The sequence below is a fragment of the Enterobacter sp. S-33 genome (genome assembly GCF_028735835.1).
Classification (GTDB): Bacteria; Pseudomonadota; Gammaproteobacteria; order Enterobacterales; family Enterobacteriaceae; genus Enterobacter; species Enterobacter vonholyi.
Genome location: NZ_CP117838.1, coordinates 3,210,250 through 3,224,614, shown reverse-complemented (window position 1 = coordinate 3,224,614; position 14,365 = coordinate 3,210,250). Strand labels below are relative to the sequence as shown.

The window sequence follows — 14,365 nt, the reverse complement described above, 5'->3', positions numbered from 1 at the left end:
CTGTGCCGGGGCCTTTCGCCCCGGCCATGTTCAGCCGAGCGCCTTTGCCAGCAGCGTAATCGGATGCTCGCAGCGCTTGCTGGTGGACATCTCAATCTGCCACTTGCAGGTTTCGCAGTCGGTCACCACGATATCCGCGCCGCTCTCCTCAATCTGACGGAACAGCGGGGCGCCGATCGCCTGCGACGTGTCATAGTTTTCACGCTTAAAGCCGTAGGTTCCCGCAATCCCGCAGCAGCGTGAATCCAGCACCGTCAGCTCCAGCCCCGGGATTAGCCGCAGCAGCTCCAGCGTATAGAGCGACCAGCCCATTTTCTCCATATGACACGGCGTGTGGTACACCACTTTCAGGGGTAATTTCCCTAGCGGCAACGTCTGTCCGCTGTCCAGCTTGCGCCACAGGAAGCGCGTCGCCAGCTCGATGTGCTCGCGTAGTCCGGTGTTGTCTACGTCCAGCAGATGCGGGTACTCATCGCGCAGGGTAAAGGTACAGGTGGAAGAGGTCGCCAGCACCGGAATACCTTTATCGACAATCGCTTCGCGCAGGGAGGTGACATTGCTCTGAGCCTGCCTGCGCGCTTTATCGGTAAACCCGTTGGCGATCAGCGGTACGCCGCAGCACTTCTCTTTATTCAGTAGCTGAACGCCCGTTCCCATGGCGTTCAGCACCTTCAGCAGATCTTTACCCAGCTGCGGGTGGTTGTAGTTCACGTAGCAGCCGTGGAAAAAGGCCACCTGCTCGGCGTACTGAGCCTGTTTCGCCGCGACGGATTTATACCAGCGGCGGAAGGTTCCGTGAGAATATTTCGGCAGGCTGCGGTGATGGTCTATCTTCAGCGTGGCATCCAGCAGCTGGCGCACCGGTTTGAGAGAGGTCGCGGCATTCACCAGCGGGGCAAACGGCGTAGAGACGCTGCCCATCAGATCGGTATGGCTCAGGATTGCGTCACGAAGCGACGGCTTTTGCGTGCTGTAGTGCGCCCGGGCGCGCTGGATAATATCGCCGATTTTCACATCCGACGGGCAGGCGACTTCGCAGCGTTTGCAGTTGATGCAGTATTTCAGCGCTTCATCATACAGCTTGCCGTCCTTCAGGCGCAGACGCTCGCCGTCCGGTCCGGCCTGCTTTGGTCCGGGATAGCGTGGGTTCACGCCGCTGACCGGGCAGACGGTGGTACACACCGTGCATTTGATGCAGCTTTCAAAACGGGTATCGTTCATTGTTCAGCCTCCGTGCGCTGGCTAATCTGCTCTGCCACATACAGCGCCGTGACGGCGCAGACGCCGCCACCGCACCCCTGAGCAATAGGATCGTACCCGCCCAGCAGCGAGCCGATGGCAAAGAGATTACTGACAGGTCTACCGGCAAGCTGCGGGTGTAACCGGTTATCGACAATCACGCCGAACTGCTGCCAGGGCTGCGGCGAGAAGAAATCACTTTGATACCAGTCCGCGCGGGAGGCATGCTGGCGAACATCCAGTCCCATAATAGCTTCCCGGATACCCTCCCGGCTGCTCAGCAGCCCGTTGCTGAAGAAGCTGCCGCTTGCCAGCACCGTATAGCGCGCACGAAGCGGAATATCGTCGTGGTTGCGCGTCCAGATTTCGCTCACCGCGCCGTCGGTCAGGGTGATTTTTTTCACCTCATCACCCGCCATCCACACGCCGCCCTGCGCGACAAACTGGCGCTGGAGCTGGGTATGCAGACGAATGCCGGGTACGGACGGAGGCAGCGTTGGCAGCAGGCCGAGCGAGCAGGGCAGACGATCCGATAGCCAGCGCCAGAGCCGGTTGTCGCGTAAGCCAAAGCAGGCGGGCATCAGCAGGGCGTCACAGCTGTCGCTGAGGGGCCTGAGCGCGTCATACAGCAGCGGCCATTTGTCCTCGTTATCCAGAAATCGGGCGATATTCACCGCGCGAAACTCGCTCGGGTTATCGCGCAGGACATCAAGCTCAGGTAGTTCTATCTCTGCCGTTTCGGCATTGATCCCCTGGCGGCAAAGCGACGCCGCCGCGAGATGGGGCTGAAAATCCAGAAAACCGCTAATACCCACGACCCGGACGCGCGCGGCATTGACGGGCGCAACGGGCACCTCCTCCGGGCTGAGCCAGGCAGAGCGTAAGGTACCGAGCGGCGTGACGCGCTGGTGATTGAGCCGGGCGCTCCCCTTCAGACGCGCGCCGCAGTCCGCCAGCAGCGCTTCGGTTTCCAGCGCAAAGCGGTCAACGTTGTGCGCGCCAATCAGGTGATAGGGGTGCTCCGGCGGCAGCTTATCGCGGTACGTTTCGTCCACCAGATCCAGCGAGCCCGACGAGAAGTGCAGGGCGCTCTGGCCCCGTGTGATAATGGCGCAGCGCAGCCCCTGCCTGGTGAGCCTGATGCCGCAGAGCAGGCCTGCCAGCCCGCCGCCGACGATTACGGTATCAAATTTCATCGCGTTGCTCCTTCTCAAGACCGCAAAGCCCCTGGTAGACCCAGCGGGTAAATTCGCTTTCGCGCAGGGCATCGCCCCAGGCGACAGGCTGGATGCCTTTCCAGCGCTCGTTTAAAAACGCGCTGAGCTGATCGAGCGACTGGGTAGCGGTGGTGGTATGAAAGCGCTGCAGCAGTCCGGCGGCACGACAGGCGCACAGCTCGCCCTGACAGGTACCCATTCCGACGCGGGTGCGGCGGCGAAGATCGAGCAGGCTGTTAACCGTCAGATTTTCCACCGCGTACTGCACCTCACCGGCGGTGACGGCTTCGCACTCGCACACCAGGCTGCGGCTCAGGCGCCCTTCACCGAGCCACTGCGGCGTTCTGTCGCCGTGGCGGTAAATAGCGGATCCGCGCAGCGGCGCGGGCAGGGAGATGATTTTTTGCAGCGTTTTTTCGGTGGACTGACGCGAGCCGGGCAGGGGTTGTTCTGCCGTCACGCACCGTTCGGTATTGCCCAGCTTGCGGCAGACGGCATCGGTCGCCCACTCGGCCATCAGGCGGTAGGTCATCAGCTTGCCGCCGGTGATGGTGATAAACCCGTCCAGGCCGTCACGCCCGGCGTGATCGAGCAGCACAATGCCCCGGCTGACGTTACGCCCGCTCGGATCGTTATCGCTGGCGACCAGCGGACGCACGCCTGCGTAGGCGCGCAGAATACGCGTCTGCGCCATCACCGGGGCCAGTTTTTCCCCTTCGCGCAGCAGGATGTCGACCTCATTAGCGGTCACGCGGTTGTAGTCAATCTCGCTATAGTCCACGTGGGTTGAGGTCGTACCGATTAATGAGATGGTGTCGCCTGGTACCAGAATATCGGCATCTGACGGTTTGCGGCAGCGGTTAATTACGTGGTTATTGATGCGGTGGTCGAGGATCAGCAGCGAGCCTTTCGCCGGGAACATGCGCACCGACAGGTCCGCGTATTCCGCGATGCGCTGCCCCCATATCCCCGCCGCGTTAACCACCACGGCGGCATACAGCTCGCTGTGTTCGTTATATTGCGTATCAACGATCCGTACGCCGCAGATGCGGTTTCCCTCGCGGATAAGCCCGGTCACTTCGTGTCCGGTCAGAATGTGAGCGCCATGTTCGCGGGCGTCCAGCATGTTGGCGGCAGTCAGGCGGAAGGGGTCAACGGTGCCGTCAGGCACTTTAACCGCGCCGATAAGCGCCGGGTTAACCGACGGTTCCAGCCGCCGCGCCAGAGCCGGATCCATGGCCTCAGCCTGAATGCCCGCTGCACAGCAGGCGGTAATAAAGGTGTCCTGAAAGGTGAGGTCATCTTCGGGAAGAGTGATAAACAGGCCGTCAGTCGGCTCAATGCAGTGACGGGCGATACGCTTAAGGATCTGGTTTTCAGCAATACATTCGCGCGCGGATTCAGCGTCGGTGACCGCATACCGGGCGCCGCTGTGCAGCAGGCCGTGGTTACGCCCGGTTGCGCCCGTGGCGATATCATGGCGTTCCAGAAGCGTGACGCTTAAGCCGCGAAGGGCGCAATCGCGCGCGATCCCGGCGCCGGTCGCGCCACCACCAATGATTATCACATCACTATAACCAGGATCGTGACTGGTCATTGTTTACCCTCTATGTTCGTTTTTTATCATTTAGCCATATTAATTTTGTGGTTTGTTTGATTTCGAACATAAACGCGCGGAATTCGAAAGTGAAACGTGATTTCATGCGCTTTTTTGCGCATTCTGTCATATTTCTGTAACAATCTGTGCGTTGATTCACAGTAACAATCACCGTGATTTCTTAACATCCCCGCCTCTGGAATTCAGGTGCGAGCCACCTGCTCATTCATTTCAAGGCCACGGAGGCTGTTATGCTCAGTATCTTCAAACCTGCGCCGCACAGGGCGCGTCTGCCAGAGGCAGAAATAGATCCGCTCTATCGCCGTCTGCGTTGGCAAATCTTCCTGGGGATCTTCTTCGGGTACGCGGCGTACTACCTTGTACGTAAAAACTTCGCGCTCGCCATGCCGTATCTGGTGGAGCAGGGCTTTTCCCGTGGCGATCTGGGGTTCGCGCTGTCGGGGATCTCCATCGCCTACGGTTTTTCCAAATTCATCATGGGCTCCGTGTCGGATCGCTCGAATCCGCGCGTGTTCCTGCCCGCCGGTCTGATCCTGGCGGCCGCGGTCATGCTGTTCATGGGCTTTGTGCCGTGGGCTACCTCCAGCATTGCCATCATGTTCGTGCTGCTGTTCCTCTGCGGCTGGTTCCAGGGGATGGGGTGGCCGCCGTGCGGGCGTACCATGGTGCACTGGTGGTCGCAGAAAGAGCGCGGAGGCATCGTGTCGGTGTGGAACTGCGCCCATAACGTGGGCGGCGGTATTCCGCCTCTGCTGTTCCTGCTGGGGATGGCCTGGTTCAACGACTGGCATGCGGCGCTCTATATGCCTGCCTTTGGCGCCATTCTGGTGGCGATTATTGCCTTCGCCCTGATGCGCGACACGCCGCAGTCCTGCGGCCTGCCGCCGATTGAAGAGTACAAAAACGACTATCCGGATGATTACAGCAAGGAGCACGAAGAAGAGCTGACCGCTAAACAGATCTTCATGAAGTACGTGCTGCCGAACAAGCTGCTGTGGTACATCGCGGTCGCGAACGTGTTCGTTTACCTGCTGCGCTACGGCATCCTCGACTGGTCGCCAACCTACCTGAAAGAGGTGAAGCACTTCGCGCTGGATAAATCCTCCTGGGCCTATTTCCTGTATGAATATGCCGGGATCCCGGGCACGCTGCTTTGCGGCTGGATGTCGGACAAGGTGTTTAAAGGCAACCGCGGCGCGACGGGCGTGTTCTTTATGACCCTGGTGACCATTGCTACCGTGGTGTACTGGCTCAACCCGCCGGGCAACCCATCAGTAGATATGGCCTGCATGATCGTCATCGGCTTCCTGATTTACGGTCCGGTGATGCTGATCGGTCTGCATGCCCTGGAGCTGGCGCCGAAAAAAGCGGCGGGCACGGCGGCGGGCTTTACCGGCCTGTTCGGCTACCTGGGCGGTTCGGTCGCGGCGAGCGCCATCGTGGGCTACACCGTTGACTTCTTCGGCTGGGACGGCGGCTTTATGGTGATGATCGGCGGTAGCGTGCTGGCGGTACTGCTGCTGATTGTTGTGATGATCGGTGAGAAACGTCACCACGCGGAAGTGCTGGCGCGTCGTCAATAAGGAGCTTAGCGATGAAATTTACCCAACTTGCAACCGGCCTGCTGCTGGCGGGCCTGATGACAGGCTCCGCGCTGGCGGCGGATAAAATTGTTATTGCCCACCGCGGCGCCAGCGGCTATCTGCCGGAGCATACGCTCCCGGCGAAAGCGATGGCCTATGCCCAGGGCGCGGATTATCTGGAGCAGGATCTGGTGATGACGAAGGACGACCAGCTGGTCGTCCTGCACGATCACTATCTTGACCGCGTGACGGACGTGGCGGATCGTTTCCCGGACCGCGCGCGCAAAGATGGCCGCTTCTATGCCATCGACTTCACGCTGGCGGAGATCCGTTCCCTGAAGTTTACCGAGGGCTTTGAGATTGAAAACGGCAAGAAGGTGCAGGTCTATCCGGGACGTTTCCCGATGGGCAAATCTGACTTCCGCATTCATACCTTCCAGGAAGAGATTGAGTTTGTTCAGGGGCTGAACCACTCAACCGGTAAAAATATCGGCATCTACCCGGAAATCAAAGCGCCGTGGTTCCACCATCAGGAAGGAAAAGATATTGCCGCGAAGACGCTCGAGGTGCTGAAGCAGTACGGCTACACCGGCAAGAAGGACAAAGTTTACCTGCAGTGTTTTGATGCCGCCGAGCTGAAGCGCATCAAAACCGAGCTGGAGCCGAAGATGGGGATGGATCTCAATCTGGTGCAGCTGATTGCCTATACCGACTGGAATGAAACCCAGGAGAAGCAGCCGGACGGAACGTGGGTGAACTACAATTACGACTGGATGTTTAAGCCGGGCGCGATGAAGCAGATTGCGCAGTACGCCGACGGCATCGGGCCGGATTACCACATGCTGGTGGCGGAAGGTTCAACGCCTGGTCACGTGAAGCTGACTGCGATGGTGAAAGAGGCGCACGCCAGCAGGATGCAGGTGCACCCGTATACCGTGCGTGCAGACCAGCTGCCGCCATATGCCACGGACGTGAATCAGCTTTATGAAGTGTTGTATAAGCAGGCGGGCGTGGACGGACTGTTTACGGATTTCCCGGATAAAGCGGTGACGTTCTTAAAATAGAAAAAAGGGCCGTAAGGCCCTTTTTTACATCTCGATCTCTATATCGCCTTTTGCCCGGCAGCAGCAGGGCAAAATTTCCCCTTCATTGATAAAAGCCAGCGGCTCGGTCAGCCAGTCCACCTGGCCGGCGACCAGACGGCAGCGGCAGGAGCCGCAGTAGCCGGAACGACACTGGTACTCTACTTCTACCTGATGCGCCTCAAGAGCCACCAGCAGAGAAGGGTGCTCCTCCCGACACAGTACCTCAGTGCCGGAAAGACTTAACGTGACGCGTGACATCAGAGCTGGAAGTTGCTCAGGTCGTCGGTGTTGACTTCAGAATCAATCTGACCGACCAGATAAGAGCTGACTTCCACTTCCTGCGGCGCAACCTGCACGTTATCGGACACCAGCCAGGTGTTGATCCATGGAATCGGGTTAGAGCGCGTCTGGAACGGCAGGTCGAGACCAACAGCCTGCATGCGGATGTTGGTGATGTACTCAACGTACTGGCACAGGATGTCTTTGTTCAGGCCAATCATGGAGCCGTCGCGGAACAGGTAGTCTGCCCACTCTTTCTCCTGCTGAGCGGCCAGCACGAACAGGTCGTAGCACTCCTGCTTGCACTCTTCAGCGATTTCCGCCATCTCCGGATCGTCCGTACCGCTGCGCAGCAGGTTCAGCATGTGCTGGGTGCCGGTCAGGTGCAGGGCTTCATCACGGGCAATCAGACGGATGATTTTGGCGTTGCCTTCCATTAGCTTGCGCTCGGCAAAGGCGAAGGAGCAGGCGAAGCTGACATAGAAGCGGATCGCTTCCAGAGCGTTGACGCTCATCAGGCACAGGTACAGCTGCTTTTTCAGCGCTCGCAGGTTCACGGTGATGGTTTTACCGTTCACGTGGTGGGTGCCTTCGCCCAGCAGGTGCCAGTAGCTGGTCATCTCGATCAGCTCGTCGTAGTAGTGAGCAATGCCTTCCGCGCGCTTCTGGATCTGCTCGTTGGTGACGATATCGTCAAACACAACCGCCGGATCGTTCACGATGTTGCGGATAATGTGCGTGTAAGAGCGGGAGTGAATGGTCTCGGAGAATGCCCAGGTTTCCACCCAGGTCTCCAGCTCAGGAATCGAGATCAGCGGCAGCAGCGCCACGTTAGGGCTACGTCCCTGAATGGAATCCAGCAGCGTCTGGTACTTCAGGTTGCTGATGAAGATATGTTTTTCGTGATCCGGCAGCGACTGGTAGTCAATACGGTCGCGGGATACATCCACTTCTTCCGGACGCCAGAAGAAGGAGAGTTGCTTTTCAATCAGCTTTTCGAAGATGTCATATTTTTGCTGATCGTAGCGTGCCACGTTGACCGGCTGGCCGAAGAACATCGGCTCTTTGAGCTGGTCGTTTTTCGTCTGTGAAAAGGTGGTATATGCCATGAGTGTGTCCTGTCTTACGAAATAAAGGCGGGGATATCCCCGCCCTTCATTAGATCTTACATGCGCCGCTTTCGCAGCCATCGTCCTGAATTGACGGTACTAGGTCGTCCTGCGCGTCTTCCGCACCATCACGGGTGTTGTGATAGTACAGGGTTTTCACGCCAAATTTGTAGGCGGTGAGCAGGTCTTTCAGCAGCTGCTGCATCGGGACCTTGCCTGACGGGAAGCGCGTCGGGTCATAGTTTGTATTGGCAGAGATCGACTGGTCGATAAACTTCTGCATGATACCCACCAGCTGCAGGTAGCCGTCGTTGTTTGGCATTTCCCACAGCAGCTCGTAGTTGTCACCCAGCGTCTCGTAATCCGGTACCACCTGACGCAGCACGCCGTCTTTCGACGCTTTAATGCTGACGTGGCCGCGCGGCGGCTCAATACCGTTGGTGGCATTGGAGATCTGCGAAGAGGTCTCAGACGGCATCAGGGCAGAGAGCGTGGAGTTACGCAGGCCGTGAGTCTTGATGGACTCGCGCAGGCCTTCCCAGTCGAGGTGCAGCGGCTCGCTGACAATCGCATCCAAGTCTTTCTTGTAGGTGTCGATTGGCAGAATGCCTTTCGCGTAGGTGGTTTCGTTGAACCACGGGCACGCGCCTTGCTCTTTCGCCAGCTCGTTGGACGCTTTCATCAGGTAGTACTGAATCGCTTCGAACGTCTGGTGCGTCAGGTTGTTGGCGCTGCCGTCAGAGTAACGCTTGCCGTTTTTCGCCAGCCAGTAGGCGAAGTTGATCACGCCGATACCCAGGGTACGGCGGCCCATCGCACCGCGTTTAGCGGCCGGGATTGGGTAATCCTGGTAGTCCAGAAGGGCGTCGAGCGCACGAACCGCCAGCACGGCCAGCTCTTCCAGCTCGTCCAGGCTCTTAATCGCGCCCAGGTTGAACGCGGACAGCGTACACAGCGCGATTTCGCCGTTTTCGTCGTTCACGTCTTCCAGCGGTTTGGTCGGCAGGGCGATCTCCAGGCACAGGTTAGACTGGCGCACTGGCGCAACCATCGGATCGAACGGGCTGTGGGTGTTGCAGTGGTCAACGTTCTGGATGTAGATACGGCCGGTAGAGGCACGTTCCTGCATCATCAGGGAGAACAGGTCTACCGCCTTCACGCGCTGCTTACGGATGCTGTCGTCTTTTTCGTATTTGGTGTACAGACGCTCGAACTCGTCCTGATCGGCAAAGAACGCGTCATACAGGCCCGGGACGTCGGACGGGCTGAACAGGGTGATGTCTTCGCCTTTCAGCAGACGGGTGTACATCAGCTTGTTGATCTGCACGCCGTAGTCCATGTGACGCACGCGGTTGCCTTCCACGCCACGGTTGTTTTTCAGAACCAGCAGGCTTTCCACTTCCAGGTGCCACATCGGATAGAACAGGGTCGCAGCACCGCCGCGCACGCCGCCCTGAGAGCAGGATTTTACGGCCGTCTGGAAGTGTTTATAGAACGGGATACAGCCGGTGTGGAACGCTTCACCGCCGCGAATCGGGCTGCCCAGCGCACGGATGCGACCGGCGTTGATGCCGATACCGGCACGCTGGGAGACGTATTTCACGATGGCGCTGGAGGTGGCGTTGATTGAATCCAGGCTGTCACCACACTCGATCAGTACGCAGGAGCTGAACTGACGGGTTGGGGTACGCACGCCAGACATGATCGGCGTCGGCAGAGAAATCTTGAACGTGGAGACCGCATCGTAGAAACGCTTCACGTAATCCAGACGGGTATCACGCGGGTAGTTAGAGAACAGGCAGGCAGCCACCAGAATGTAGAGGAACTGGGCGCTTTCGTAGATCTCGCCGGTTACACGGTTCTGAACCAGGTATTTGCCTTCGAGCTGCTTCACCGCCGCGTAGGAGAAGTTCATGTCGCGCCAGTGATCGATAAACCCGTTCATCTGCTCGAACTCTTCTTCCGTATAGTCTTCCAGCAGATGCGTGTCGTATTTGCCCAGCTCAACCATTTTCACCACGTGATCGTAAAGCTTCGGCGGCTCAAACTGACCGTAGGCTTTTTTACGCAGGTGGAAAATCGCCAGACGTGCAGCGAGGTACTGATAATCCGGTGCTTCGCGGGAGATGAGGTCTGCCGCTGCTTTAATGATCGTTTCGTGGATATCAGACGTTTTGATGCCGTCGTAGAACTGAATGTGGGAGCGCAGTTCAACCTGGGAGATAGATACGTTGTTCAGTCCTTCTGCTGCCCAGTCGAGAACTCGATGGATTTTGTCCAGATTGATACGCTCGGTAGTACCGTCGCGCTTTGTCACCAGCAGACTCTGATTCATGTGGGTTTTACCTGTCCGTGAAATAAAAAATATCCCCCGTTTATCCACAGATCCGTCTTGTGACTAACTCTGTGGATAAATACTACATGTAGGGGGTTTGCGATAAGAAAAACGCTATATGGTGAGTATTCTAGTATCGAATCTTTTCAGCACAAGGGTTGATTTTGGCGTTAAATTGAGGTTGTGAAAGGGTAAAAAAGGCTAAGTCCTCGTACCGTAAGGCCTGGAAGACATGTCAATAATTAAGAAAAAAAATTCAAAATTTGATCGAGTGCTGATTTCTTCAACGGGAGGTCAGAATTGCGCAACATGATGTCGCGCAATCTTTATAAGAATAACGAATGACGTTAGTCGTTTTTGGCGGTTGTGTGCAACATATAGTTAACATCAACGCCCGGTGCGAGTTTGAATTTATTGGTTAGCGGATTGTAGTGCAGGCCGATGATGTGCTGCTCTTTGAGCCACGTCTGGTCAACCCAGCTTAACAGCTCTGCAGGCTTGATGAATTTCTTCACGTCGTGCGTCCCTTTCGGCACCATGCGCAGTACATACTCCGCGCCAACGACGGCCATCAGCCACGCTTTACCGTTACGGTTGATGGTTGAGAAGAAGACCTGGCCGCCCGGCTTCACCAGTTTTGCACAGGCATGTACCACCGACTGCGGATCGGGTACGTGCTCCAGCATCTCCATGCAGGTCACCACATCGTACTGATGGGCGTGTTTTGCCGCGTGTTCTTCCACGGTTTCCTGCACGTAGTCTACCTGTATGCCAGACTCCAGCGCATGAAGACGGGCAACCTGCAGCGGTTCAAAGCCCATATCCAGGCCCGTGACGTTCGCCCCTTCGCGCGCCATGCTTTCCGCCAGGATGCCGCCGCCGCAGCCGACGTCGAGCACTTTCTTACCGAACAGGCCGCCGGAACGCTCCGCGATATAGCCCAGACGCAGCGGATTAATGCGATGCAGCGGTTTGAACTCACCTTCGAGATCCCACCAGCGGGACGCCACCGCTTCAAATTTGGCAATCTCTTCGTGGTCAACGTTGTGAGCCACCGGGGATTTTTCGGCATTCATGGGCGCTTTTACTCCTTATTTAGCAAGACAAAGGAGTATATCAGGCAATCCCCGTGAATAAAGCGTATAGGTTTACCTCAATCACCTCGGCTGTGTTATAATTTGCGACCTTTGAATCCGGGATACAGTAGAGGGATAGCGGTTAGATGAGCGACCTTGCGAGAGAAATTACACCGGTTAACATCGAGGAAGAGCTGAAGAGCTCCTATCTGGACTATGCGATGTCGGTCATTGTTGGCCGTGCGCTGCCGGACGTCCGCGATGGCCTGAAGCCGGTACACCGTCGCGTACTATACGCCATGAACGTATTGGGCAATGACTGGAATAAAGCCTATAAAAAATCTGCCCGCGTCGTCGGTGACGTCATCGGTAAATATCACCCGCATGGTGATACCGCCGTTTATGACACCATCGTTCGTATGGCGCAGCCATTCTCCTTGCGCTACATGCTGGTAGATGGTCAGGGTAACTTTGGTTCAGTCGACGGCGACTCCGCTGCGGCGATGCGTTATACGGAAATCCGTATGTCGAAAATCGCTCATGAGCTGATGGCCGACCTGGAAAAAGAGACCGTTGATTTCGTCGATAACTACGACGGCACCGAGCGCATCCCAGATGTGATGCCAACCAAGATCCCGAACCTGTTGGTTAACGGTTCTTCCGGTATCGCGGTCGGTATGGCAACCAACATTCCGCCGCACAACATCACGGAAGTGATCAACGGCTGTCTGGCCTATATCGACGATGAAGACATCAGCATTGAAGGGCTGATGACACACATTCCGGGCCCGGACTTCCCGACGGCGGCGATCATCAACGGTCGTCGCGGCATTGAAGAAGCGTACCGTACCGGCCGCGGCAAGATTTACATCCGTGCCCGCGCCGAAGTGGAAGCGGATGCTAAAACCGGCCGTGAAACCATTATTGTTCACGAGATCCCGTATCAGGTGAACAAAGCGCGTTTGATTGAAAAAATCGCCGAGCTGGTAAAAGAAAAACGTGTTGAAGGCATCAGCGCGCTGCGTGACGAGTCTGACAAAGACGGTATGCGCATCGTGATTGAGATCAAACGCGACGCGGTGGGTGAGGTTGTCCTGAACAACCTGTACTCCCAGACTCAGCTTCAGGTCTCCTTCGGTATCAACATGGTTGCGCTGCACCATGGTCAGCCGAAGATCATGAACCTGAAAGAGATCCTGAGCGCGTTCGTCCGTCACCGCCGTGAAGTGGTGACCCGTCGTACCATCTTCGAACTGCGCAAAGCGCGCGATCGTGCGCACATCCTTGAAGCGCTGGCAGTTGCGCTGGCCAACATCGACCCGATCATCGAACTGATCCGTCGTGCGCCAACCCCGGCAGAAGCGAAAACTGCGCTGATTTCCCGTCCGTGGGATCTGGGCAACGTCGCCGCGATGCTGGAACGTGCGGGCGATGACGCAGCGCGTCCTGAGTGGCTGGAACCTGAATTCGGCGTACGTGACGGTCAGTACTACCTGACTGAACAGCAGGCCCAGGCGATTCTGGATCTGCGTCTGCAGAAACTGACCGGCCTTGAGCATGAAAAACTGCTCGACGAATACAAAGAGCTGCTGGAACAGATTGCTGAGCTGCTGCACATTCTGGGCAGCGCAGAGCGCCTGATGGAAGTGATCCGCGAAGAGCTGGAGCTGGTCCGCGATCAGTTCGGCGACGAGCGCCGCACCGAAATCACCGCCAACAGCGCGGACATCAACATCGAAGACCTGATCAACCAGGAAGACGTTGTTGTGACCCTGTCTCACCAGGGCTACGTGAAGTATCAGCCGTTAACGGACTACGAAGCACAGCGTCGTGGCGGTAAAGGTAAATCTGCAGCACGTATTAAAGAAGAAGACTTTATTGACCGCCTGCTGGTGGCGAACACCCACGACACGATCCTCTGCTTCTCCAGCCGCGGTCGTCTGTACTGGATGAAAGTCTATCAGCTGCCGGAAGCAAGCCGCGGCGCGCGTGGTCGTCCAATCGTTAACCTGCTGCCGCTGGAAGCGAACGAACGTATCACCGCTATTCTGCCGGTACGCGAGTACGAAGAGGGCGTGAACGTCTTTATGGCGACCGCCAGCGGTACCGTGAAGAAAACCGCGCTGACCGAATTCAGCCGTCCGCGTTCTGCCGGTATTATCGCCGTGAACCTGAACGAAGGCGACGAGCTGATTGGCGTGGATCTGACCTCGGGATCTGATGAAGTCATGCTGTTCTCTGCGGCCGGTAAAGTGGTGCGCTTCAAAGAAGACGCCGTCCGTGCAATGGGCCGTACCGCGACGGGAGTTCGTGGTATCAAGCTGGCTGGCGAAGACAGCGTTGTTTCTCTGATTATTCCGCGCGGTGAAGGGGCTATCCTGACCGTGACGCAGAATGGTTACGGTAAACGTACGGCGGAAGGGGAATACCCAACCAAGTCTCGCGGTACGCAGGGCGTTATCTCCATCAAGGTGACCGAGCGCAACGGTTCCGTTGTCGGCGCGGTGCAGGTGGACGATGCGGATCAGATCATGATGATCACCGATGCCGGTACGCTGGTGCGTACCCGCGTGTCTGAGATCAGCGTGGTGGGTCGTAACACCCAGGGCGTGATCCTCATCCGTACAGCGGAAGATGAAAACGTAGTGGGTCTGCAGCGCGTTGCCGAGCCGGTGGATGACGAAGAGCTCGACTCCATCGACGGCAGCGTTGCGGAAGGCGATGATGATATCGCGCCGGAAGCCGACACCGACGATGACGTAGCGGATGACGCTGACGAGTAATGTCTCCTGATGCAAAAAAGGGCCGGATTCCGGCCCTTTTC

10 protein-coding genes are annotated in these 14,365 nt (G+C 57.3%); 3 read left to right on the top strand and 7 right to left on the bottom strand.

Going from position 1 to position 14,365, the window contains the following annotated elements:
• Nucleotides 1-30 precede the first annotated feature (30 nt).
• From glpC to glpA, 3 genes are read right to left on the bottom strand one after another with little or no spacing between them, the layout of a single operon-like run.
• A complete protein-coding gene (gene glpC / locus PUP35_RS15210; protein ID WP_274240382.1) occupies nucleotides 31-1,221 on the bottom strand; it encodes an anaerobic glycerol-3-phosphate dehydrogenase subunit GlpC in 1,191 nt (396 codons plus the stop codon).
• On the bottom strand, nucleotides 1,218-2,435 hold the full coding sequence (gene glpB, locus PUP35_RS15205) for a glycerol-3-phosphate dehydrogenase subunit GlpB (protein ID WP_127731764.1): 1,218 nt from the start codon (nucleotides 2,433-2,435) through the stop codon (nucleotides 1,218-1,220). Before glpB ends, glpC begins: the two co-directional genes overlap by 4 nt.
• The gene (glpA, locus tag PUP35_RS15200; protein ID WP_274240381.1) at nucleotides 2,425-4,053 is read right to left on the bottom strand and encodes an anaerobic glycerol-3-phosphate dehydrogenase subunit A; all 1,629 of its coding nucleotides are present in this window, start codon (nucleotides 4,051-4,053) and stop codon (nucleotides 2,425-2,427) included. The genes glpB and glpA overlap by 11 nt, the downstream gene beginning before the upstream one ends.
• A 251-nt stretch (nucleotides 4,054-4,304) precedes the next feature.
• Here glpA and glpT point away from each other — a divergent pair, with 251 nt between their 5' ends.
• Complete coding sequence (gene glpT, locus PUP35_RS15195) at nucleotides 4,305-5,657, top strand: glycerol-3-phosphate transporter (RefSeq protein ID WP_045354273.1); 1,353 nt, start codon at nucleotides 4,305-4,307, stop codon at nucleotides 5,655-5,657.
• 11 nt (nucleotides 5,658-5,668) lie between these two features.
• Nucleotides 5,669-6,721 (top strand): glycerophosphodiester phosphodiesterase, encoded by a 1,053-nt coding sequence (glpQ, locus tag PUP35_RS15190; RefSeq protein ID WP_248174743.1) that lies wholly within the window; start codon nucleotides 5,669-5,671, stop codon nucleotides 6,719-6,721.
• Between the two features lie 24 nt (nucleotides 6,722-6,745).
• Here the strand turns inward: glpQ and yfaE are convergent, their stop codons facing one another.
• The 4 genes from yfaE to ubiG form a co-directional block, all read right to left on the bottom strand.
• Nucleotides 6,746-7,000, bottom strand: a complete 255-nt coding sequence (yfaE, locus tag PUP35_RS15185) for a class I ribonucleotide reductase maintenance protein YfaE (RefSeq protein WP_008500234.1) — start codon at nucleotides 6,998-7,000, stop codon at nucleotides 6,746-6,748.
• Nucleotides 7,000-8,130 carry a class Ia ribonucleoside-diphosphate reductase subunit beta gene (nrdB, locus tag PUP35_RS15180; RefSeq protein WP_047074992.1) on the bottom strand — a complete coding sequence of 377 codons (1,131 nt, stop codon included), beginning with the start codon at nucleotides 8,128-8,130 and terminating at the stop codon, nucleotides 7,000-7,002. Before nrdB ends, yfaE begins: the two co-directional genes overlap by 1 nt.
• Nucleotides 8,131-8,179: 49 nt before the next feature.
• Nucleotides 8,180-10,465, bottom strand: a complete 2,286-nt coding sequence (nrdA, locus tag PUP35_RS15175; protein ID WP_274240380.1) for a class 1a ribonucleoside-diphosphate reductase subunit alpha — start codon at nucleotides 10,463-10,465, stop codon at nucleotides 8,180-8,182.
• 347 nt (nucleotides 10,466-10,812) lie between these two features.
• Nucleotides 10,813-11,541: a bifunctional 2-polyprenyl-6-hydroxyphenol methylase/3-demethylubiquinol 3-O-methyltransferase UbiG gene (gene ubiG, locus PUP35_RS15170; RefSeq protein WP_023325748.1), complete on the bottom strand. Its 729-nt coding sequence runs from the start codon at nucleotides 11,539-11,541 to the stop codon at nucleotides 10,813-10,815.
• A gap of 146 nt (nucleotides 11,542-11,687) precedes the next feature.
• Here ubiG and gyrA point away from each other — a divergent pair, with 146 nt between their 5' ends.
• The gene (gyrA, locus tag PUP35_RS15165) at nucleotides 11,688-14,324 is read left to right on the top strand and encodes a DNA topoisomerase (ATP-hydrolyzing) subunit A (RefSeq protein WP_111965289.1); all 2,637 of its coding nucleotides are present in this window, start codon (nucleotides 11,688-11,690) and stop codon (nucleotides 14,322-14,324) included.
• The last annotated feature ends 41 nt before the right edge of the window (nucleotides 14,325-14,365 follow it).

Excerpts from the sequence above, each read along its gene's own strand:
- glpC (WP_274240382.1), bottom strand. The coding sequence starts at position 1,221 with ATGAACGATACCCGTTTTGAAAGCTGCATCAAATGCACGGTGTGTACC.
- glpB (WP_127731764.1), bottom strand. The coding sequence starts at position 2,435 with ATGAAATTTGATACCGTAATCGTCGGCGGCGGGCTGGCAGGCCTGCTC.
- glpA (WP_274240381.1), bottom strand. The coding sequence starts at position 4,053 with ATGACCAGTCACGATCCTGGTTATAGTGATGTGATAATCATTGGTGGT.
- glpT (WP_045354273.1), top strand. The coding sequence starts at position 4,305 with ATGCTCAGTATCTTCAAACCTGCGCCGCACAGGGCGCGTCTGCCAGAG.
- glpQ (WP_248174743.1), top strand. The coding sequence starts at position 5,669 with ATGAAATTTACCCAACTTGCAACCGGCCTGCTGCTGGCGGGCCTGATG.
- yfaE (WP_008500234.1), bottom strand. The coding sequence starts at position 7,000 with ATGTCACGCGTCACGTTAAGTCTTTCCGGCACTGAGGTACTGTGTCGG.
- nrdB (WP_047074992.1), bottom strand. The coding sequence starts at position 8,130 with ATGGCATATACCACCTTTTCACAGACGAAAAACGACCAGCTCAAAGAG.
- nrdA (WP_274240380.1), bottom strand. The coding sequence starts at position 10,465 with ATGAATCAGAGTCTGCTGGTGACAAAGCGCGACGGTACTACCGAGCGT.
- ubiG (WP_023325748.1), bottom strand. The coding sequence starts at position 11,541 with ATGAATGCCGAAAAATCCCCGGTGGCTCACAACGTTGACCACGAAGAG.
- gyrA (WP_111965289.1), top strand. The coding sequence starts at position 11,688 with ATGAGCGACCTTGCGAGAGAAATTACACCGGTTAACATCGAGGAAGAG.